General features: G+C 74.2%; 13 protein-coding genes and 1 riboswitch. Of the genes, 9 read left to right on the top strand and 4 right to left on the bottom strand.

Annotated features, from left to right (window positions below; genetic code table 11):
• Position 1: 1 nt before the first annotated feature.
• Complete coding sequence (locus ACA361_RS13470) at positions 2–538, bottom strand: HXXEE domain-containing protein (protein WP_375012253.1); 537 nt, start codon at positions 536–538, stop codon at positions 2–4.
• Positions 539–855: 317 nt separating this feature from the next.
• Here ACA361_RS13470 and ACA361_RS13475 point away from each other — a divergent pair, with 317 nt between their 5' ends.
• Positions 856–2,031: an FKBP-type peptidyl-prolyl cis-trans isomerase gene (locus tag ACA361_RS13475; RefSeq protein WP_375012254.1), complete on the top strand. Its 1,176-nt coding sequence runs from the start codon at positions 856–858 to the stop codon at positions 2,029–2,031.
• 377 nt (positions 2,032–2,408) lie between these two features.
• Positions 2,409–5,225: a transglycosylase domain-containing protein gene (locus ACA361_RS13480; RefSeq protein ID WP_375012255.1), complete on the top strand. Its 2,817-nt coding sequence runs from the start codon at positions 2,409–2,411 to the stop codon at positions 5,223–5,225.
• A 131-nt stretch (positions 5,226–5,356) separates the two neighbouring features.
• Here the strand turns inward: ACA361_RS13480 and ACA361_RS13485 are convergent, their stop codons facing one another.
• Complete coding sequence (locus ACA361_RS13485; protein ID WP_375012256.1) at positions 5,357–5,749, bottom strand: hypothetical protein; 393 nt, start codon at positions 5,747–5,749, stop codon at positions 5,357–5,359.
• Between the two features lie 50 nt (positions 5,750–5,799).
• A riboswitch (SAM riboswitch) is annotated at positions 5,800–5,914 on the top strand.
• Between the two features lie 59 nt (positions 5,915–5,973).
• Between ACA361_RS13485 and ACA361_RS13490 the strand changes: the two genes are divergently transcribed.
• The 4 genes from ACA361_RS13490 to ACA361_RS13505 all read left to right on the top strand — a co-directional run bounded on the left by ACA361_RS13490 (position 5,974) and on the right by ACA361_RS13505 (position 13,092).
• The gene (locus ACA361_RS13490) at positions 5,974–7,344 is read left to right on the top strand and encodes an aminotransferase class V-fold PLP-dependent enzyme (RefSeq protein WP_375012257.1); all 1,371 of its coding nucleotides are present in this window, start codon (positions 5,974–5,976) and stop codon (positions 7,342–7,344) included.
• Between the two features lie 180 nt (positions 7,345–7,524).
• Positions 7,525–11,595 (top strand): SseB family protein, encoded by a 4,071-nt coding sequence (locus ACA361_RS13495; protein WP_375012258.1) that lies wholly within the window; start codon positions 7,525–7,527, stop codon positions 11,593–11,595.
• Positions 11,592–11,960: a hypothetical protein gene (locus ACA361_RS13500; RefSeq protein WP_375012259.1), complete on the top strand. Its 369-nt coding sequence runs from the start codon at positions 11,592–11,594 to the stop codon at positions 11,958–11,960. The genes ACA361_RS13495 and ACA361_RS13500 overlap by 4 nt, the downstream gene beginning before the upstream one ends.
• A gap of 133 nt (positions 11,961–12,093) precedes the next feature.
• The gene (locus ACA361_RS13505; protein ID WP_375012260.1) at positions 12,094–13,092 is read left to right on the top strand and encodes a hypothetical protein; all 999 of its coding nucleotides are present in this window, start codon (positions 12,094–12,096) and stop codon (positions 13,090–13,092) included.
• Between the two features lie 21 nt (positions 13,093–13,113).
• Here the strand turns inward: ACA361_RS13505 and ACA361_RS13510 are convergent, their stop codons facing one another.
• Together ACA361_RS13510 and ACA361_RS13515 are read right to left on the bottom strand one after the other, a co-directional pair.
• Positions 13,114–13,932: a TrmH family RNA methyltransferase gene (locus tag ACA361_RS13510; protein ID WP_375012261.1), complete on the bottom strand. Its 819-nt coding sequence runs from the start codon at positions 13,930–13,932 to the stop codon at positions 13,114–13,116.
• A 36-nt stretch (positions 13,933–13,968) separates the two neighbouring features.
• Complete coding sequence (locus tag ACA361_RS13515; RefSeq protein ID WP_375012262.1) at positions 13,969–15,093, bottom strand: endonuclease/exonuclease/phosphatase family protein; 1,125 nt, start codon at positions 15,091–15,093, stop codon at positions 13,969–13,971.
• A gap of 242 nt (positions 15,094–15,335) precedes the next feature.
• Between ACA361_RS13515 and ACA361_RS13520 the strand changes: the two genes are divergently transcribed.
• The 3 genes from ACA361_RS13520 to ACA361_RS13530 all read left to right on the top strand — a co-directional run bounded on the left by ACA361_RS13520 (position 15,336) and on the right by ACA361_RS13530 (position 21,249).
• Positions 15,336–17,717, top strand: a complete 2,382-nt coding sequence (locus ACA361_RS13520) for a substrate-binding domain-containing protein (protein WP_375012263.1) — start codon at positions 15,336–15,338, stop codon at positions 17,715–17,717.
• A 298-nt stretch (positions 17,718–18,015) separates the two neighbouring features.
• Positions 18,016–19,536, top strand: a complete 1,521-nt coding sequence (locus ACA361_RS13525; RefSeq protein ID WP_375012264.1) for an RNA polymerase sigma factor — start codon at positions 18,016–18,018, stop codon at positions 19,534–19,536.
• Positions 19,537–19,821: 285 nt separating this feature from the next.
• The gene (locus tag ACA361_RS13530; RefSeq protein WP_375012265.1) at positions 19,822–21,249 is read left to right on the top strand and encodes an RNA polymerase sigma factor; all 1,428 of its coding nucleotides are present in this window, start codon (positions 19,822–19,824) and stop codon (positions 21,247–21,249) included.
• The last annotated feature ends 52 nt before the right edge of the window (positions 21,250–21,301 follow it).

The following is a 21,301-nucleotide window of genomic DNA, read 5'->3' on the forward strand; positions in this document are numbered from 1 at the left end:
CTCACAGCCTGCCGCGGCGCCTCCGCGTCAGCCATCGCGCGAGCCCGTGCGTCGCGCCGAGTGCCGCCGCGGTGAGCGCGATGCCCGCGACGGCGTCGTACGGCCGGGCGGGGCGCAGCACCCCGGCCCGCCGCAGCCTGCCGCGGGCCCACAGCGTGAACGGGATGACGATGAGCGGCGAGGTGGCGGCGCCGGGGGTGTAGCCGCGGACGGCGGCGGACTGGGCGAGATGCCCGGCCCCGTGCAGCCCGAACGCGAGCAGGACGCCCTGGTACGCGGCCGACCGCCCGCCGGTGCGGTGGCCGGCGGCGGCCGCCGCGGCGATCAGGACGCCCATCCCCGAGACGGCGATCGCGAACTCGCGGCCGTCGATGGACTCCAGCCGGTCCCAGACCCGCGCGGGGACCTCCGGATGCTGTTCCCGGAGTTCGGGCACCCGGGAACGCACCCAGCGCGGCACCATGATCACTTCTTCGGCGTCGTGGAGGGCCCAGGCCGCGAGGAGGCCGTAGGTGACGCGGCGGTCGACGTCGCTCATGCCCGGGAGTGTGCCAGTACGGGGTGGTCAGGGCCGGTGATCCGGAAGGACTGGACGGGCGGGGCGGTGCCACGGTCGCCCACCGGCCGGACGGCACGAACGATCACCGGGGACTCCGGGTCCGGGGACCCCGGTGCGGGCGGGGCGGGGTGACAGGACGGGCCGGGTCGTCCACACTGGCTTGCCGGTGGGCGCCGCTGGACCGGTAGATTTCAGGGGCCGGTCTTCTTTGCCCTGTTTTTCACAGCCTCCTTAGGTCCGCAGTGGCAGGGTGTGACTTTTCGTGGTGTCGTCGAGCCCGGAGCGAGTGAGGAAACATGTCCGAGGATGACAAGCCCCGGGGTGAGCGCGCGGTCAAGGCCAAGCTGCCGGCCGCCAAGAACATCCGCAGCCCGGAGTTCAAGCCGCACGGGATCAGCGGCGGCAACCGCAGCCGCGGTCCGCGCCCCTCGGGCAAGACCGCCGCGCAGGCCAAGAAGCAGCGGCGGATCGTCATCGCGCTGACGGTGGTGGCCGTGCTCGCGATCGCCGGGGGCACCACGTACTACCTGACCCGGCCCAGGCCCGTCCCCACGGCCACCGGCGCGTTCGGCCAGGCGCCCAAGGTCACCTTCCCGGACGACCTGGAGCCCACCGGCAAGCTGGAGGTCCACACCACGATCCGGGGCAAGGGCCCCAAGGTCGCCAATGGCGACACCGCGATGGTGAAGTTCGCCTTCTACAAGATGCCTCCGGGCGGCGACCAGTCCAGCGCCAGCCCGAGCGCGGAGCCCAGCGAGAGCCCCGCGGCCAAGAAGGACGGGGGCGCCGAGACCCCGATCAACTCGTCCTACCAGCAGCCGGCCGGCCAGCAGGCGGTGCCGATGACCGTCGGCAAGACCGACCTCAAGGGCCTGGACAGGGCGCTGGTCGGCGCGGCCACCGGCAGCCGGCTGGTCGTGGAGATCCCGCCGAAGGAGGGCTTCGGCGACAAGGGCCAGCAGATCGGCCTCGGCCCGAACGACGCGATCGTCTTCGTGGTGGACGTCCTGGCCAACTACGCCAAGGACGCGCAGGCCCAGGGCGCCGCGAAGAAGCCCGAGGGCAAGGACCTCCCCGAGGTCGGCGCCGTGGAGGCCGGCAAGGGCCCGAAGGTCACCATCCCCAAGGCCGACCCGCCGGAGAAGATGCGGGTCGAGACCCTGGTCGAGGGCACCGGCCCGGAGACCACCAAGAACGACACCGCGATCGTCAAGTACAAGGGCCTGCTCTGGCGCAACGGCAAGGAGTTCGACTCGAACTGGAACTCCGCGCCCACGCCGTTCCCGCTCAACTCCACCGAGGGGATGACGGGCTTCTTCAAGGGCCTGCAAGGCAAGAAGGTCGGCAGCCGGGTGATGCTGATCCTGCCGCCCAAGGACGGGTACGGCAAGGAAGGCAACCCGCAGGCCGGGATCAAGGGCGACGACTACACCGTCTTCGTGGTGGACATCCTCGGCACCATGCCCAAGTGACGGGTCTCTGACGGCGTACGGACGGCGGGGCATCCACCCGGATGGCCCGCCGTTCGGCATTCCGGCTCGCGAACCGTTCACTTCGCGATATCGATGACGACAACCGTTCGGGCGTCCAGTTCGTCCTTCTAATGGGGAGCCATGGGAGTGTGCATTGACCCGCCGAAACCATCGAACCCCTCGGGTATCGTCGGTCACGGAACAATCACGGGGGGCTTGTGAGCAGTAGCGACGACGAGCCGGAGGGCCGCGTGCCCGACGGGACACGGGAGGCCGGTTCCGCGGTCGAGACCGGTGACGCGCCGCCCCCGTTGAATGGAACCACCCCAGATTCCGACAAATCCCATCAATCTGAGAATGACGGCAGCGCCGCGAACATGAACGAGAACGGCGTCCCGAGCGCCAGCGAAACCGACGACGAAACGCCCCGAACGGAGAACGCCGAGGTCGAGGCCGCCGAGACCGAACGGGCCGAGACCGAAGAGGCCGAGGAGGCAGAGGCCGAGACCGCCGAGGTCGAGGCCGCCGCGCCCGCGACCCCGGAGCCCGCCGCCACGGAGCCGGTGGCCGCCGAGGCAGAGCCGGCGGCAGACGAGGCGGACGGCACCGAGCCCGCGAGCACAGCGGCCGCAGGCGCCGAATCCCCGGACGCCGAGCCCGCGAGCGCCGAGGTGGCGGACGGCGAGCCCGGCGGCGCGGAGGTCCTGAGCGCCGAGGCCGGACGCGTCGAGCCCGCCGGCGCCGGATCCGCGGACGCCGAGCCCGTGCCCGACTCCCCCGCCGCACCCCTCGCCGCCGGGACCGTCCCCTCCGAGACGGTCCCCGCCGGGAACGTCCCGTCCGAGAGCGCCTCCCCCGAGGCCGCGTCCCCCGACACCGGCGCGTCTGTGATCACCCGCGCCGAGAGCGTCCTCCCCGAGGACGGGAGCCCCGCCGCGAAGGCCGACGAGACCGCCGCCCTCCCGGCGGCGGCAGCGGCGGCCGCCGGGACCGGCACCGCCAAGGCCGGCGGCAAGCACGGCGGCGGTGGCGGCGGGAAGTCGTCCAACGGCAGGGGCAAGGGGAAGAAGGAGCGCAGCAGGCCCGCACGGTACGCGCGGCGGGCGCTGTTCGTCCTGCTCGGGTTCATCGGGTTCTGCGTGGTCGGGTTCGGGGTGGCGTACCTCTTCACGCCGGTCCCCTCCCCCCAGGAGGAGGCCGTAGCGCAGGGGCCGACGTTCTACTACGCCGACGGCAAGACGGTGATCGCCAAGACCGGTGTCAACCGGGACGCGGTGCCGATCAAGCAGATCCCCGAGGGCGTCCGGGAGGCGGTGATCGCCGCCGAGAACAAGAGCTTCTACGAGGACCCGGGCGTCTCGGTCCGCGGCACGATGCGGGCGTTCTGGTCCACGGCCACCGGCGAGCAGCTGCAGGGCGGGTCGACCATCACCCAGCAGATGGTCCGCAACTACTACGGCGGCATCGGCAAGGAGCGCTCGGTCACCCGCAAGCTCAAGGAGATCATGGTCTCCCTGAAGGTCGGCCGGGAGAAGCCCAAGGACTGGATCCTGGAGCAGTACCTCAACACGATCTACTTCGGCCGTGACGCGTACGGCGTCCAGGCCGCCGCGCGGGCGTACTACGGCCAGGACGTCAGCCAGCTGACCCCCGCGCAGGGCGCCTACCTGGCCGCCGCGATCCAGCAGCCGAGCAACTTCGCCGAGCCGCGCAGCGACAACCGCGCCTACGTGGAGCAGCGGTGGCGCTCGGTGGTCGGCAACATGGTCGAGAACGGCGCGCTCACCCAGGCCGAGGCGTCCAGGATGGCGTTCCCGCTGCCCGTCAAGCAGAAGATCACCGACGTGCTCAAGGGCCAGAAGGGCTACATGGTCAATGTGGCCAAGAAGGAGCTGATCGAGCGCCGCGGCTACAGCGAGGACGAGATCAACCGCAGCGGGCTGAAGATCACCACCACGTTCGACAAGCGGCTGATGGACGCGGCCAAGGACGCCGTCACCTCCAGCGTCCCGGCCGGGATGAGCAAGAAGATCCGTACCGGGATGGTGTCGGTCGATCCCAAGTCCGGGCAGGTGGTGGCCTTCTACGGCGGCCGCGACTACCTCCAGGAGGCGCTGAGCAGCACGTTCGGCGACTGGGCGCAGGCCGGGTCCGGGTTCAAGCCGATCGTGCTGGCCGCCGCGCTCGACGACGGCATGAAGCTGTACGACACCGTCGACGGCTCCTCGCCGCAGTACTACAACGGCGCGCGGGTGCCCAACGACGGCGGCCGCAGCTACGGCTACGTCAACCTGGTCGGCGCCACGCAGAACTCGGTCAACACCGCCTACGTCAACATCGGCCAGAAGATCGGCCTCGACAAGGTGTCGGCGATGGCCGAGAAGCTCGGCTACACCAAGAAGCAGCTCACGGCCAACGGCGCGAACACCGCGGTCACGTTCCCGCTGGGCGTCGTGTCGGCGCACCCGATCCAGCAGGCCGGCGTGTACGCGACGTTCGCGTCCGAGGGGATCTACCACGAGCCGTACGTGGTGAAGCAGGTCACCGACGGCGAGGACCACACCCGGAAGTTCAGCGAGAAGGGCGAGCGCGTCTTCAGCCCGCAGGTGGCCAGGGACGCCTCGTACGCGATGTCGCAGGTGGTCCGCGCGGGCACCGGTACGGGCGCGCAGCTGCCGGACGGCCGCGACGTGGCCGGCAAGACCGGTACGACCGACGAGGGCCGCGCGATCTGGTTCAACGGGTTCATCCCGCAGATGGCGACGACGGTGGCGATGTTCCGCAGCGACGGCAAGCCGCTCAACATCCCCGGGTACGGCTCGTACGGCGGGCAGCTCCCGGCGCAGATGTGGCGCGGCTTCATGTCGCAGGCGGTCAACATCGAGAACCTGTCGCCCGAGTCGTTCGGGTCGCCGTCGTCGACGCCCGGCGGCTACAGCGGCCGGCAGCCCGGCCAGACCGGCGACGCGACGCCGACGCGGCCGGGGCCGCAGCGGCCGCCGGACTCCGACGAGCCGGAGACGCCGAGCAACCCGCCTCCCGGGGACGGGCCGGACGATCCGGAGATCCCGCTGCCGCCCGACCCGGGCGACCCGGGCGACCCCGGTGACGGGGGCGGCGGAGGCGACGGTCCGCCCGGCGGCGGCGGCGGAGGCGGCGGCAACGGTGGCGGTGGCGGCGGCGGCAACGGCTGAGCCGCCCGCCCGGCCACGCCGAACCGCCGGCCGGTAGGAGAGCGAGAAGGAGAAAGGGGAAGGGCTCGGCGAGATCGCCGGGCCCTTCCCCTTCCCTTTGGCCTGTGCCCCGCCGCCGCCCTTGCCCGGCGTCAGGCGCAGGCTTTGCCGATGCGCTGCGGCGTACCGGTCATCACGCCGTTGAGTTGCGCGGCGTCGCCCGTACCGATGCTCGCGGCGGCCTTGCGCAGGCCGTCCGCCTCGGACTTGAGCGCCTTCTTCAGGGCGGCGTCCTCGGCCTTGCCCGCCAGCCCGTCGATGCGTCCGGCCAGCTGCTCGGTCGGCTGCTTCCACTGCCCGGGGTCGGCCGCCGAGACGCTCCGCACCTGCGTCATGTACTGCTGGAACGCCTTCTTGGTGTCGGCGCAGATCTGGTCGGTGTTGCCCCCGCCCAGCAGCCCGCAGCCGGTCAGCAGCCCCGAGGCGCCGAGCACCACCACACCCGCGGCAAGCACCCGAACCGCCCGGACGGCCCCGTGTCGCATCGCACCCTCCCATTTCGTCCCCGTCGGTCTTGGCATATGATTCCGCACTAGGTCATGAGCGCCAGCGTCAAGCCCCGGCTTGCTGGCCGGCAACCCTTCGTCCGCGATGGGGTGCCCCGGGTGAGGACCTGGCCGGGCGCGACCGCGTACCGGCAAGCGCGGATCCCGCCTTCCTGCCGGCCGCAGGCCGCACGGGATCCCTGGATCCCCGAGGAGGGCCACGCATGTCTCCCGCCGGTACCGCATCGCTCACCACCACCCGTCCCGCGACCACGCACGCGGCCGTTCCCGCGCCCGGCTCCGCATCGACCGCCGCGCCCGTACGGCCGCGGCGGAACGCCGACGCTACCGCCCCGCGCGATCTCCCGCGCGTGATCGGCGCGGGCGCCGCCGTCCCGCTCGACGGCGGCGGCAGCGTCCCGTACGCGAACTTCGACTACGCCGCGAGCGCGCCCTGTCTGGAGTCGGTGCAGGAAGCCGTCACGCGCGCGCTGCCGTACTACAGCAGCGTGCACCGCGGCGCGGGGTACGCATCGCAGGTCACCACCGAGGCGTACGAGAACGCGCGCGAGACCGTGCGCGGTTTCCTCGGCGCGTGGAAGCGCGACGCGGTCGTGTTCACGCGCAACACCACCGACGCGATGAACCTCCTCGCGCACGCCGCGCCGCCCGGGACCACCGCCGTCGTCTTCGAGACCGAGCACCACGCGTCCCTGCTGCCGTGGAAGCGCGCCGTGCGGCTGCCCGCCCCCGCGAGCCCGCAGGAGGCCGTCGCCGCCGCGGACCGCGCGCTGCGCGAGGCGCCGGCCGGGCCGCGGCTGCTCGTCGTCACCGCCGCGTCCAACGTCACCGGCGAGATCTGGCCGATCGCGGAGCTGGCCGCCACCGCCCGCGCGCACGGCGCCCGCATCGCCGTCGACGCGGCGCAGCTCGTCCCGCACCGGCCGCTGGACATGGACGCACTGGGCCTGGACTACGTCGCGTTCTCCGGGCACAAGCTGTACGCGCCGTTCGGCGCGGGCGTGCTCGCCGGCCGGTCCGACTGGCTGCGCGCGGCCGGCCCGTACCTCAAGGGCGGCGGCGCGAGCGCGGCGGTCACCGGGCGCGGCGCCGCGACCCGCTGGTCCGCCGACGCGCAGCAGCGGCACGAGGCCGGAACCCCGAACGTGCTCGGCGCGCTGGCCGTCGCCGCCGCCTGCGAGACCTTGGCCGGAACCGGCTGGGACGCGCTCGTCCGGCACGAGGAGCGCCTGCTCGCCAAGCTGCGCGAAGGCGTCGCCGCCATCCCGGGAGTGCGCGAACTCACCCTCTGGGGCGAGGGTGTCCCGCGAGTGGGAATCCTGTCGTTCGTCGTGGACGGCTGGAACGCGCGGGACGCTGCGCTTACCCTGTCGGGGACCTACGGCATCGGCGTCCGGGACGGCAGGTTCTGCGCCCACCCCTTCGTCCGGCACCTGCTCGGCGGCGCCGGGCGGGAGGCGGAGTCGGCGGTGCGCGCGAGCTTCGGTATCGGGACGGAGGACGAGCACGTCGACCGGCTGCTGGACGCGCTCCGGCGGCTGGCCGGAGCGGCGGGCGAGCGGCGGGCAGGGTAGCGGCCGCGGTCACGGTCCCCTCGTGGACGGGCCGCCGGTGGGGGCACTTTGGCCCTGTTCGCCCATGTAGCGTAGGCCGGGTCCGTAACTTGCAAGTCAAGAGCCCGGTCACCGGGCCCGGGACGGGCAGGATGGGCTCCGCCGGGTTCACCGGCGGACCCGGGATGAAGGCGGCACGGGATGAAACAGGGGGTGGCGACCGTGGCCGACGCGTGGCGACCCACGTCGGAACTCGAGCGCCGGCTGCAGGAGGCGGTTCGGAGCGGGGACCAGGAGGCGTACTTCCGCCTCCTCGCCGGCAGCGAGCTGGTGATCCCCGTACCGCCCGCCCAGGCCGACGAGGTCCTCGCCGACCAGGCGCGGCCGAGCTGGCCGGTCCAGGAGGAGGACGGCCGCACGCACGTGCTGGCCTACACCTCGGCGGCCGCGATGCGCGACTGCCTCGGCCCGGCGTACCGGCACTACCTGCGGCTCAGGTTCACCGACCTGGCCGAGACCTGGCCGGACGCCCGGTGGTGGCTGGCCGTCGACGTGCCCATGCCCGGCACCGGCGGCGCCGTGCTGCCGATCGAGGCGCGGCTGCCGGCGTGGTTCATCAGGCAGGTCGCGGACGGCGACGCCCGTCCCCCGATGGCCGGCCGCCGTACCCCGGACGCGCCGGACCACGGCGTGCAGCCGCCCGTATCCGCGTACCCGCAGGCCCAGGCCCCGGCGTACGGCGGCGCTCCGCAGCAGCCGTCCGCGAACTCCACGGGCCCGTTCCCCGCCGCCGCACCCCAGCCGTCATCGAACGCGACCGGCCCGCTCCCCGCCGACCCGCCGCAGCCGCCGCCGAACGCGATCGGCCCGCTGCCCGCCGACTCTTCGCGGCCGTCGCCGAACGCCGCGGGCCCGCTGCCGGCCGGCCCGTCTCAGCCGCCGCCGTCGCCGAACGCGACGGGCGCGCTCCCGGCCGGCGCACCGGAGCCGGCGCCGAACGCCACCGGCCCGCTGCCCGGCGGCCCGCCGCAGCAGCCGCCGAACGCCGCGGGCCCGCCGCCCGCGGGTCCGCCCCAGCACCCGCACGAGGCGCCCGCCCCCGGCGGCGCGCACCCGTACCAGGACGCGTCCCCGGGCGGTGCGCCGTACCCGCCGTCGGACGCGACGGGTGCCCTGCCCGGCGCGCCGCGGCACGAGCACGAGACCCCCGGCGTCCCGGAACCCGCCGCACCAGGCGACCCGCGACTCCCCCACCAGCCGCCCGCGGATTTCGGGGGCCCGCCGCCCGTCCAGGACGTGCCCCCCGGCATCCCCGACCACGGGCTGGGGGCCCCGCAGCCGCAGCCCCTCCAAGACGCGCCGCCCAACGTCCCCGACCACGGGCTGGGCGCCCCGCAGGCACCCGGAGACTTCCAAGGCCCGCCGTCCGCAGGCCCGCAGCCTGTGCAGGACGGGCCTTCGCCCCTCCCCGACAACGGCCCGGGCGGCCCGCAGCCACCCGCTGACTTCCAAGGTCCGGGGGCCACGGGCCCGCGGCCCGTCCAGGACGCGCCCGCGAACCTCCCCGACAACGGCCCAGGCGCCGCGCAGCCGCAGCCTCTCCAGGACGCGCCGCCCAACGTTCCCGACCACGGGCCGGGTGGGCCGCAGGTGCCCTCGGACGAGCGGGGTGCCGTGCCGGGGGCGCCGCAGCCGTTCCCGGAAGCGCCGCCGAACGCCGCCGGCGCCGGGGCGGGCGATCCCTCGGTGACCGCGAGCGACCTGCCCGCCGTGCCGGGCGTCCCGGACGGGCCGCCGCCGGACGCCACGCGCGGCATGCCGCTGCCGTCCGCGCCGCACGACGACCGGCCCGGCAGGCACGCGGCGTCGCAGGCTCAGCCGGACACCGACGTGCCGGTCGCGCCGCGCCCGCCGGCCGACGGCGGGTCGCGGCCGCCCGAGGGCGGGGTCGCCGCCGCGCTCGGCGCCGACACCTCGACGCCGCCCAAGGCCGACGTCACGCGCCTGGACAACCCGGCCCCGCCGGACGAGCCGGCGCAGTGGGAGGAGCTCCACGGCCAGCACAAGGAGCTGCCTCGCAAGGAGGAGCGCCGGCCCGAGTTCCAGCCGGCGAACGACGTCGAGCGCGCCCTGCTGCGCGCCGCCGCCAACAACGACCACGACCTATTCCTCCAGTCGCTGGCCGACGCCGAGGTGCTGCTGCCGGTGCCGGAGGAGATGGACTACACGCTGCGTCCCGGCCGGCCCGGCTTCCCGTGGCAGACCCGGGAGGTGGACGGCACGACGGTGATCCCGGTGTTCACCTCGCCGGAACGCCTGGTCGAGGCCGCGGCCACCACCGGCGCCGGGACCGACTTCATCAAGCTGCCGTTCACCGTGGTGCTGCGCTACTGGCCGGGCGACGGCCGGGCGCTGGCGATCAACTCCGGTTCGCCCGCGGGCGGCACGATCCTGGCCGAGCAGCTGCCCGGCCTGGCCACCTGGGCCGACCAGCGCGCCGCCCGCCGGATGTCGGACGGCTTCGAGCCGCAGAACGACGTCGAGCAGCGCCTGTTCGAGGCGGCGCTGCGCCGCGACACCGACGGGTTCGCCCAGATCCTGCTGGGCTCGCAGGTCCTCGTCCCGGCCGAGCAGGAGACGCCGTGGGGCATCGCCCCCGACGACCCCGAGTTCCCGTGGCGGCCGGTCCCCGTGCAGGGCACCGTCGCGATCCAGCTGTTCACGTCGCTGAAGTGGATGAACGAGGCGATCGGGTCGTCGCGGTTCGTCATGCCCAGCCTCCAGGAGATCGCGGCCGCCTGGCCGGACGCCGAGTGGACGCTGGTCCTCAACCCCGGCACGCCGATCGACGCGACGATGCCGGGCGAGCAGGTCCGGTCGCTCGCCGCCGCAGCCCGTACCGCCGAGGCCCCCGCGCCACCGGCACCCGCCGCGCCACCCGCGCCACCCGCGCCCGCACCGCCGACGCCCACGGAGCCGATCCGCGCCGACGAGCCCGCCGCCCCGGCCCCCGAACCGGCCTCCGCACCGGTCGCCGGGCCCGTCCCGGAACGGCCGGAGCCCGCGCCGGAACGTCCCGCCGACGCCGAGTTCGAGCCCGGTAACCGCATCGACCAGGAGCTGTACGAGGCGGCGCTCGCCGGCGACTCCGACGCGTTCCTGCGCGTGCTGCTCGCGGCCAACGTCCTGGTGCCCATCCCGGAGGACGCGCCGCTGGAGGTCACCCCGGTCCAGCGCGAGTTCCGCTGGGAGGCGGCGCTGCGCGGCGAGCACGCCGTGCAGGTCTTCACCTCGCTCGTCCGGCTGCGCGAGGTGCTGCCGGAGTCGCGGTTCGTGTACGCGGACTTCCGCGAGCTCATCGGCTCCTGGCCGCACGCCGACTGGGCGATGCTGCTCAACCCCGGCACCCGCATCGGCGCCTCGCTGCGCGGCGACCAGGTGCTGGCGCTCAGCGAGTGGGCCGTCCGGGTCGGGCTGGTGCAGCCGCGGCCCGAGGTGCCGACGCCGCCGCCGTCCCAGCGTCCCGCGCCCGCTCCCGCAGCGGACGCGACGGTCACCGACCTCCCGCCGGTCCCGCCGCAGGACGACCGGCCCGCGCCGGGCCTCGTCGCGGAACCGCACCTGGAACCGGAGGCCGAGCCGGAGACGCGGCCCGAGTCCGCCGAGCCGCTCCGGCACATGCGCCCGCCCGACCGCCCCGAACCGGTCGCGCCGCTGCCGGAGCCCGACGGCGACCGGGTCGCCCAGCCCACGATCATGCAGAAGGTGGTCCCGCACCACCACGTCGCCTGGTACCTGGAGCAGGGCTACGACCGCGTCGGCGGCTTCGTCCACCCGACGTCCGACGTCGCCGAGCTCCAGACGCCGATGCAGCTGTACGAGACGCTCGGCCTGCTGTACGAGGACGCGCCGTTCCAGCCCGGCGACGAGGGCGTGCACGTGATCCGCTGGCCCGCGTACTGCCCGAGCCTCTACCGCGTGCCGTTCGGCGGCCAGACCGAGGAGGAGCTGGCGGCCTGGGGCGAGTCCGGCTGGGTGATCGAGCGCGCGCCGTTCCACGGGAGCGGGTTCGCGCCGGGCAGCGCCGGCTCGATCCGGGAGTACAAGGTCGACAGCGTCCGGCTGCCGTTCGGCGCCGAGATGTACTACCTCGCCCTCGACGGCACCGAGCGCTTCGTGGCGATGTACGACCCGGACCGGCTCGCCTGGCTGCGCCCCGAGACCGGTGGCGGGCGGCAGGACGACTGGGACGGCCAGGAGGTGGCGAAGTGATCCGGGACGGCTACGTGGCGCGCTGGCTCGGCCGCGATTTCGAGGCGTCCCCCGGAGCGGACGGCGAGATCCGGCTGTACACGCCGGAGCCGACCGACGGCTTCGAGGAACTGCGCCCGGGCCGCTTCCGGCGCGTCGTCCCCGCCTCCGAGGTGGAGAGCCTCCGCTACATCCGTACGACGTGCTCCTGGCGCGGCGAGCCGTTCGCCATCGTGGGCGAGCACGAAGGCTGGCTGCGCGTCGAGTACACCGGCGGCCGCGCCCCCGTCGCCGAACGCCTCGGCCTCGACCGCATCGACCAGGGCGTCTGGCAGACGTGGGCGCCGCGAACCGAGATCGAAGATCTACAGGAACGGTTCATGTGATCACGTAGGATCCTGGCGATGGGGTTGCTTTGCCCCACGGATCCGTGTTCGCATGATTTCTGCGACGATCCCGGGGTACACGTGCCCCGGCGCTCAACGATGACGCGAACGGCGCGACGGAGGTGCTGGGGCTGTGCTCTCCCGATCGGCAGGCAAACCGATCTTCATCGGTCTCAGCACGGCGGCGATCCTCGCCGCCGGAGCGGCCCAGGTCCAGGCCGACCCCGTCGAGGGGGAGATCAAACCTGCCCTGGAGCTGACCGTCCCGGCCGCCAAGACGGTCAAGGCCGGTACCCGCGTCGAGATCGCGGCGAGCGTCCAGGCCCTCAACGGCGCCGTCGCGGCCGTGAAGGTGAAGGACATCCAGGTCACCGTCGATCCCGCGGGCGCCGACGTCCAGTACTCCGGCAGTTGCCTGGAAGGCTGCTCGCTCGATGAGGAGCTCGTCAAGGACGAGACCGCGGCGGTGCCCGTCACGACCGTGAAGGTGTCCGACACGATCAAGGCGAAGGCCACGGTGACGGTGAAGTTCACGATCGTCTCCGAGCTCCCGGAGCAGAAGGTCGCCACCAGCTCGGTGACCTACACGCCGCTGAAGACGGAGCCGACTCCGAGTCCGACGCCGACCAAGCCCAAGCCCACGCCGACGAAGACGAAGTCGCCGGACAAGAAGGACGACGACAAGAAGTCCGGGTCGGGCTCCGGGTCCTCGGGCAGCGGGTCGTCCGGCAGTGGTTCGTCCGGGTCGTCCGGGTCGTCGGGTAGTTCTTACACGCCGCCTTCGCCGAACGGGTCGTTCAATCCGCCGGCCGCGGCGCAGAGTCCGCAGGTGGCGCTGCCGCCGATCGCGACGCCTTCGGTGGCGCCGCAGTCGGTGCCGACTCCCGAGAGCCGGTTGCAGAACAACAAGGCTCCGGTGGCGCAGGATCTGACGTTCGAGCGGATGGCCAGCACGCAGATCGCGTGGCTGGCGGCGCTGCTGGTGGCGTTCTCGCTGCTGCTCACGCAGCTGCGGCTCGGCCGGCGGCCGGCCCCGGCGGTACGGGGGCGCGGGCGGGCCGGCGCGGCCACGCGGACGGGCCGTCCCAAGGGCGAGCACCGCCGCCCGCGCAAGGGCCTGTTCAGCAAGTGATCGGCAAGTAGGCGGGCGAGGTCAGCCGCGCATCAGTCCGTGGCAGGCGATGGCCGCGGCGGCGACGACGTTCAGGGAGTCGACGCCGTTGGCCATGGCGCGGCCGCTCATCGGGATGCAGACGCGTTCGTCGGCCTCGTTCAGCCAGCGGGAGGACAGGCCATCGCCCTCGGCGCCGAGGAGCAGCGCGACGCGGTCGCCGAGGGTCGCCTTGTCCAGCGGTACGGCGGACTGGTCGGGTGTCAGGGCCAGCAGCGTGAAGCCGCCCTCGTCGCGCAGTTCGCCGAGTCCGGCGCGCCAGTCGGCCATCCGGGCGTACGGGATGGCGAAGACGGCGCCCATGGAGACCTTGATGGCCCTCCGGTAGAGGGGGTCGGCGCAGCGCGGGGAGAGGACGACGGCGTCGATGCCGAGCGCGGCGGCGCAGCGGAAGATCGACCCGACGTTGGCGTGGTCGACGAGGTCCTCGAGGACGAGGATGCGGCGCGCGCCGGCGACGGTGTCCCGTACGGACGGTACGGGCAGCCGCCGCATGGACGCGAGCGCGCCGCGGTGGACCTGGAATCCGGCGACGGCCTCCACGACGGCGTCGTCGGCGACGTACACGGGAGCGTCGACGGTGTCCAGGAGGTCGGACAGCGGTTCGACCCAGCGCCGGGCCATCAGGAACGAGCGGGCCGGGTAGCCGGTGCCGGCGGCGCGGCGGATGACCTTCTCGCCCTCGGCGATGAACAGCCCGTGCTCGGCCTCCAGGCTCTTGCGCAGGTTGACCTCGCGCAGCCGGACGTAGTCGGCGAGGCGCGGATCGCCGGGATCGGCGACGGGAACGATTCGGGCCATCCCCCGATTCTGCCGTGACCAGGGCGGACCCGCGTGTCAGGGCAGCCGGATCGCGGCGAACACCGCCCGGTGGTCGGAACCGGCGAGGTCGTGGACGGCGTACGCGGTGGCGGCGCCGCGCCGGTCGAACAGCACGTGGTCGATGGTGAGGGGCGGGCCGGCGCCGCCGGGGCCCCAGGTCGGGGCCAGGCCGTTCCCGGTGCGGTCGGCGGCGTCGGCGTAGCCGCGGCCGATCAGCGCCCGGAGGGTGGCGTGGTCGAGGGTGGCGTTGAAGTCGCCCGCCAGGATCCGGACGGGCGCGCCGTCCGCGGGCCGCGGCGTGGCCGCCGCGGTCCGCCGGCCGGCGGGGCGCGGCGCGGCGGCGCGGGCGGACGGCAGCGCGGCGATGTCGTGCCGCCAGGCGTCGTACGCGGGGGACGCGATCGGCGGCGTGGGGTGGACGGCCGTCACTTCCACGCGGCGGCCGCCCGGGAGCGTGAACTCGGCCTGCGGGGTGGCCATCCGCATTCCGGCGAGCGGGGGGAGGCCGCGCAGGGGGAGGCGGGAGTAAAGGCCAGATCCGGCCGCGCCGCTGCGCGTGTCCAGGAACTTGTGGGGCAGCAGGTCCGTCAGCCCGGCGCGCTCGTACCTCCGGGCGCCTTCGGTGGTGAGTTCCTGGAGGCTGAGCACGTCGGGACGGGTGCGGCGGACGAGGCCGACGAGTTCGGCCGCGCCGGCCTCACTGAAGAAGACGTTGGCGGTGAGCACCCGTACCGCCGGTCCGCGGGCCGCGGGCTGGCCGTCGCCGATCTCCCGCGGCACCACCGTGACCAGCAGTGACACCATGATCACAGCGGCCGCGGCGGCGGCCAGGGGGCGGCGCAGCAGCAGCGCGGCGGCGAGCGGTACGGGCGCGGCGGCGGCCACGTACGGGGTCAGCGCGAGCAGCGGCGCGCCGAGCGCGCCGATCCCCGGGATCCGGTCGCCGCCGGCCAGCCGCAGCGCGGCCCACGCGCCCCAGCCCGCGACGCCGGCCCACGCCAGTGCGGAGCGGCCGCGGCCGGTCGCCCGCGCCTCGGCGGCCGGCCGGTTCGGCTCGGGCACGACCTGGCCGGTCGTATCCTCGGGCCTGTTCTCGGCACCGGCTCCGGCCCCGGCCGGCGGCGCGTCCTCGTCGCTCACGGCATCCCCTCGCAGGCCCCGGTGTCCCCTGCCCTACAGACGATCGATGGGGGTGGCGAGTTGCCGCACCGACGCGTGACGCTACGAGCACGGACGGCGACGAAGCACGCCACAGCCGCCGGATCCTACCGCTGCAAGCGCATGACCTGCAGCATTAACCGAAATGAGTCCTTTGTAACCTCTCGTTCGTACTACTACAGTGCCGGGGAACATCGTGGGTTTCTGGTGAATCGAGGGCAGTCGTGAGCGGTCGTCATCGCAATGACATCCCGGAGGGCTCGCCGGGTGACGGTGGGAACGACCCTTCGGGGGGCGGGGCCGGCACCCCCGTCTTCGGCCCCGCGAACGACGGTTCCTCCGACTGGTTCGGGCCGCGGCAGGGCCAGGGGCCCGCACCCCAGCCCGGCGCCGGCGCGCCCGAATGGCTCGTGCCGCGGCCGCAGTCGCCGTCCGCGCCCTCCCCGGCGCCCGAAGAGCCCGCGTACGGCGCGGGCGGGTTCACCGGCGCGTCCGACGCGGGCGGCTACGGCCTCGGCCGGCCCGCCGGCGGCGCGGCCGCGGGCGGGGCTGCCGCCGGTGCGGGCGGTTACGGCCCCGGCTCCGGCCCCCTCGGCGCGCCCACGCCCGGCGAGTCGCCCGGCGCGGCCGGCCCCGGCCGGTACGGCGCCGCCTCCAGCCCCGGTTCCGGGTACGGCGAGTACGACTCGATCCGCAGCTCCGACGGCGGCCCCGTCGGCCCGTACCGCGGCGGCTCCGGCTCGTACGGGGCGGGCGGCTCCGGCGGCTCCGGCGGTTACGGCGGCGGCTCCGGCGGGTCCGGCCCGTACGGTGGCGGCGGCTCCGGCGACTACGGCCCGGGCGACTACGGCAGCGGCGGGTACGGCTCGCGCCGCAAGAAGAAGCGCAGCGCGACCGCGCTCATCGGCCCGATGGCCGGCGCCGTGGGCCTGGCGGTGCTGCTGGGCGTCGGCGTGTACGCGTTCGCCGGTACGGGCGGCGGCTGCGGCGGCGACGACGCGATCACGCTGAACGTGGCGACGGCCCCCGACATCCACCCGGCCATCGTCAAGGCCGCGACCCGCTTCAACGACTCCAAGCAGGAGTCGGACGGCAAGTGCGTGAAGGCCAACATCACCAAGTCCGAGCCCGCGTCGGTGGCGACGCTGCTGTCCGGGCAGGGCGTGGCGACGGGCGGCAACCAGCGGCCGGACGTGTGGATCCCGGACACCTCGCTGTGGACGTCCATGGTCACCAGTTCCGACAAGGGCGGCCAGGCGATCCAGGCGACCAAGACCTCGGTGGCCAGCAGCCCGATCGTCGTGGGCCTGCCGCAGACGCTGGCCGTCCAGCTCAAGCGGCAGGGCGTCACCGCCACGCCGTCCTGGGACAACCTGCTGAAGGCGGCCGGCGGCACCGCGGGCGGCGGCGTCACCAAGAACCAGATGATCTCGCCGGGCACGGTCCGGCTGATGACCCCGGACCCGGTCCGCAACGGCGCGGGGATGGGCGCGCTGATGGTCACCAGCACGCTGCTGACCAACGACCCCAACCGCGAGTCGATCTTCACCGGGATCGTCCGTACCGTGCGGGAGAGCACGACGCCGACGGTCGAGGCGCAGTTCGACCTGTTCCGCAAGGGCCGTACCGGCAAGCAGCCGATCTCGCTGTCGTCGGAGCAGGCGCTCTGGTCGTACAACAAGCGGGGCCCGGCCGAGCCGGCGGTGGCGCTGTACCCGGTCGAGGGCACGCTCTCGATGGACTACCCGGTGAACATCACCGCCGGCGACGCCGCCAAGAAGAAGGCCGCCCGGCTGTTCGAGCGGGCGATGGGCACCGAGGCGACGCGCAACGACGTGCGCGCCCAGGGCTTCCGCTCGCCCGACGGCAGGGCCCCGGACGGGTTCAACGAGAAGCTCGGGGTGAGCGCGTCGCGGCCGCGGCAGCTGCCCGCGCCGAAGGCGACCCAGGTCGAGCAGGTCATGCAGTCGTGGGCGAAGCTGTCGCTGGGCCTGCGCATCCTGACGCTGATCGACGTGTCCGGGTCCATGGCCGAGCGGGTCGGCCCGAACACCAACCGGCTCCAGGCGATCGCCCAGGTGTCGCAGGGCGGGCTGAGCATGATGTCGGACGACACCGAGCTCGGCCAGTGGCTGTTCTCCACGAAGATGCAGGGCGACATCGACTACAAGGAGTCGGTGTCGATCGGCCCGCTCGGCGAGCGGATCGGCTCCATCACCCGCCGCAACCTGGTGCTGTCCCAGTTGCAGCGGATGCAGCCGAAGATGGACGGCGACACCGGCCTGTACGACGTCACGCTGGCCGCGTACAAGAAGATGAGCGACACCTACAAGCCGGAGTTCGTCAACTCGATCCTGCTGCTCACCGACGGCAAGAACGACGACACGAACGGGCCGACGCTGAAGCAGACGCTGGCCCGGCTGAAGCGGATGCAGGACCCGAACAAGCCGATCCAGGTCAACATGATCGGATTCGGCCCCGGCGTCGACCGCAACGAGCTGGAGCAGATCGGCAAGGCCACCGGCGGCGGCACCGCGGTCGCGCAGACCCCGCAGGAGATCTCCAAGATCTTCCTGCAGATGCTGTCGCGGCGCATCAGCAACTAGCCCGATCCGGGCCGCCGGCACCCCTCTGACCTGCGCGTTCACAGCTCGCACCGGCGGCCCGGAAAACTCCGAGAATTCTTGTCCCATCCGTGTCAACCGGACGCGGGGGCCGATCGTCTTTCTTGTGGAGGCCCGACGGGGAGCGGGGCCGTCGGGCCTCCGATCCCATCCCCGGGGATCCGTTCCGGGGCAGTCCCCGATCAGGGGCACCGCACGACGAGGAACCCGCGGCACCCTCCCGGATTCTCGCTCCCTCGGCCGGTGGACGGCCGACGTTCCCAGCCCGCAGGAGGACCATGTGTCCGGTCGGTCCAGTTCCGGTTGGCCCAGTCCCGATCGCGCCGACGACGAGCGCCTGGCCAGGTCGCTGACCGCCGGCGACGACACCGAGGCGCTCATCCAGCTCCTCGACCGCTACGCGGCCCGGCTGTACGACTACTGCCACGCGCTGCTCCGCGACCAGGAGCAGGCCGCCGGGGCGCTGCACGACTCCATGCTCGCCGCGTACCTGCACGCGGGCCGGCTGCGCGAGCAGGACCGCTTCCGCTCGTGGCTGTACGCCCTCGTCCGCAACGAGTGCATGCGCCGGCTGCGCGACCCGGACCGCCCGGCCGAGCGCTACGAGGCGCCGGAGGTCGAGGACATCTTCGCCGGCGCCGAGGAGCGGGAGCGGCGGCTGGAGACGCGGCAGCTGGTCCACAACGCCCTGGCGGGGCTGCGCGGCCGCGAGCGCGAGACCCTCGACCTGCTCCTGCGGCACGGCCTGGACGCCGGCGAGATCGCCGGGGTGCTCGGGATCGACGCGCAGGCGGCGACCGAGCTGGCCGGCGAGTCCCGGCGGCGGCTGGACGGCGCGCTCGCGGCCGTCATCATCGCCAGGACCGGGCGCGCCGGCTGCCCGCACGTGGCCCAGCTCGCACCCGACGGCGACGCGCCGCTGCCGCCCGCGGCCGCCCGCCGGCTGCTGCACCACATCGAGACCTGCGCGGCCTGCACCGAGCGCCGCCACCGCACGGTCTCCACCGCCGGGCTCCTCCAGGCGCTGCCGGTCGCGCTGATGCCCGCCGACCTGCGCGGCCACATCCTCGCCACCGTCTCCGACCCGGCCTACGCCGATGAGCTGGTCGCGATCGCGCGGGCCGCCGAGCCGTTCGACACCTGGGGCTGGCCGGTCCCGGTGGACCGCCAGGACGCGGGCGCTGGCGCGGGCTCCGGCGGCGGCCGCGGGCGCCGGTCGGGCTCGCCCCGCCTGTGGCCGGCCGTCGCCGCCGCGGCGGCCGTGGTGCTGCTCGCGCTGGGCGCGTTCCTCATCGTGCCCGGCGACGGCGAGCGGACGGGCGCCCAGGGCCCGCCGGCCACCAGCGCCGCGCCGGACCCGTCCGCGGACCCGAGCGACCCGGCGGATCCGAGCGAGTCGCCGACGCCCACTCCCACGCGCACCACCGCGACTCCCACGCCCACCCCGACGCCGACGCGGACGCGCGCGACCCGGACGCCCACCCCGACGAAGACGACCAGGCGACCCGTACGGGGCACCCTGTCGGTCGGCAGCTGCACCATCGCCGAAGGCGCGTCCTCCTGTTCCCTGCCGATCCAGGCCGTGGGCGGGAGCGTGACCTGGGCCGTCACGGGCAGCGGCGGGCTCGGCGTCGCGCCGCGGGCCGGGCGGCTCGGGCGCGGGGCCGCGGGCAGCGTGACGGTGGCGCGGCCGAGCGCGTGCCCGCCGGGCGACACCGGCAGCCGCACCGTCAGCTTCGCTCCGAGCGGCGCCGGACGGGTCTCCTGGACCTGTCCCGGGGCCGACGAATCAGGCGACTGACCCGGTTCTACACCGTCAATGTGACATTCATCCCCTTCTTAAGTTTTCGACCACCAAAACCCGTTATGACGTGCCGTTATACGGTCACGTCCTGTACCTCACCGATCACACGAATCCCGCAACCCTCAGCGATGACCGTCCTTTGGTGGCAAGATCTGGCAACCGGAGCGCTCCAACGTGCGTCGGACGCTCCATGGGGGCAGCCAGATCACGACTCCAGGGAGGTTCCACGTGTCCGCTGGGCCAGGTCCCGGTCAGTTCGACGATCCTCGGCTGGCGGATGCGTTGCGTGCAGGCGACGTCATCGCGCTCACCGAGGTGTACGACACCTACGCGCCGTTCCTCTTCGACTACTGCCACGGCCTGCTGCGCGACCGGGTGGAGGCGGCGGGGGCGCTGCGCAACACCCTCATCATGGCGCGCGAGCACGTCGACAGGCTCGGCGAGCCGGAACGGCTGCGCGGCTGGCTGTACGCGCTGGCCCGCAAGGAGTGCATGCGCCGGCGGGAGAGCCCGAACCGGCACACCGGGCAGGAGGCGCCCGAGGCCGGCGACGACGAGCTTGACGAGGAGCAGCACGCTCGCCGCGAGGAGCGCCGCGCGCTGGCGTTCAGCGCCCTGGCCGCGCTCAGCGGCCGCCAGCGCGAGGCGATCGACCTGGCCGCCCGGCACGAGCTGGACGCGGTCGACCTGGCCGGGCTGTTCGGCATCCCGCCGGAGGAGGCCGCCCGGCTGCTGGACGAGACCGAAGAGGACCTCGCCAACGCGCTGAACGCGGCGCTGATCGCCCAGAACCACTGGGAGGACTGCCCCAGCGTCCCCGCGCTGACCGAGTCCTGGCCGCTGACCACGCAGGCGGCCCGCTCCCTGACCCGGCACGTGGCGAGCTGCGCGATCTGCGGCTCCCGCGACACGCCGCCGCTGCCGGCCGACCGGCTGCTGGCCGTGCTGCCGATCGCGGCGATCCCCGGCGACCTGCGGCTGGACGTCCTCACCGCCGCCACCGCCGCCGACCGGGCCGACAACCGGCACGCGATCGCCGCGTACGCCGAGCCGTTCACCATGCGCGGCTGGCCCGAGCCGTACGAGTCGGGCTCGCCGCGCAGCCGGGAGCGCGCGGCGCCCAAGAAGCGCAAGGGCGGGCTGCTGGTCGCGGTGGGCGGCGCGGCCGCGGCCATCGCGCTCGCGGCGGTGGGGATGACCGTCATCGGCGGCTCCGGCGACGAGAGCAGCGCCGTCGTCGCCCCGGAGAGCCCGACCGCGGCGGGCGACCCGTCCGGCAGCGGCACGCAGGGGCCGCCACCGGTCAGCGACTCGCCGAGCGCGTCGCCGTCGGCGTCCAAGAGCCCGTCCAAGAGCCCGTCGCCGTCCAGGACGCCGACGACCAGGCGGCCGACCACCCAGCCGCCGAGGAGCGACCACGACGACCCGCCGCGCCCGCCGCGCCCGCAGCATCCGGGCACGCTGCAGATCAACGGCTGCGACATGGACCGGGACGACGCCTGCACGATCACCCTCACGGCGGTGGGCGGCCCGGTGAGCTGGCGCGTCACCGGCGCGTCCGACGGGCTGTGGGCGCGCGGGTCCGGGCGCCTCGGCCAGGGCCAGTCGACCGGGGTCAGGGTCAGCCGGGACGGCGGCTGCTGGCTGGTGAACCAGGAGGGTTCGGTGTCGTTCTCGCCCGGCGGGGCGGCGTCGGTCGAGTACTGCTGAGGCATGCTCCCCGTCCCGGCGCCTCCCCGGGCACCGGAACGGGACGAGCGGG

Origin of the sequence: Actinomadura sp. 21ATH, assembly GCF_041951345.1 — a bacterium.
In the GTDB taxonomy this organism is placed as follows: domain Bacteria; phylum Actinomycetota; class Actinomycetes; order Streptosporangiales; family Streptosporangiaceae; genus Spirillospora.

Coding starts and splice junctions, on each gene's coding strand:
- ACA361_RS13510 (WP_375012261.1), bottom strand. CDS start 13,932: ATGGCCCGAATCGTTCCCGTCGCCGATCCCGGCGATCCGCGCCTCGCC.
- ACA361_RS13475 (WP_375012254.1), top strand. CDS start 856: ATGTCCGAGGATGACAAGCCCCGGGGTGAGCGCGCGGTCAAGGCCAAG.
- ACA361_RS13485 (WP_375012256.1), bottom strand. CDS start 5,749: ATGCGACACGGGGCCGTCCGGGCGGTTCGGGTGCTTGCCGCGGGTGTG.
- ACA361_RS13470 (WP_375012253.1), bottom strand. CDS start 538: ATGAGCGACGTCGACCGCCGCGTCACCTACGGCCTCCTCGCGGCCTGG.
- ACA361_RS13495 (WP_375012258.1), top strand. CDS start 7,525: ATGAAACAGGGGGTGGCGACCGTGGCCGACGCGTGGCGACCCACGTCG.
- ACA361_RS13490 (WP_375012257.1), top strand. CDS start 5,974: ATGTCTCCCGCCGGTACCGCATCGCTCACCACCACCCGTCCCGCGACC.
- ACA361_RS13480 (WP_375012255.1), top strand. CDS start 2,409: ATGAACGAGAACGGCGTCCCGAGCGCCAGCGAAACCGACGACGAAACG.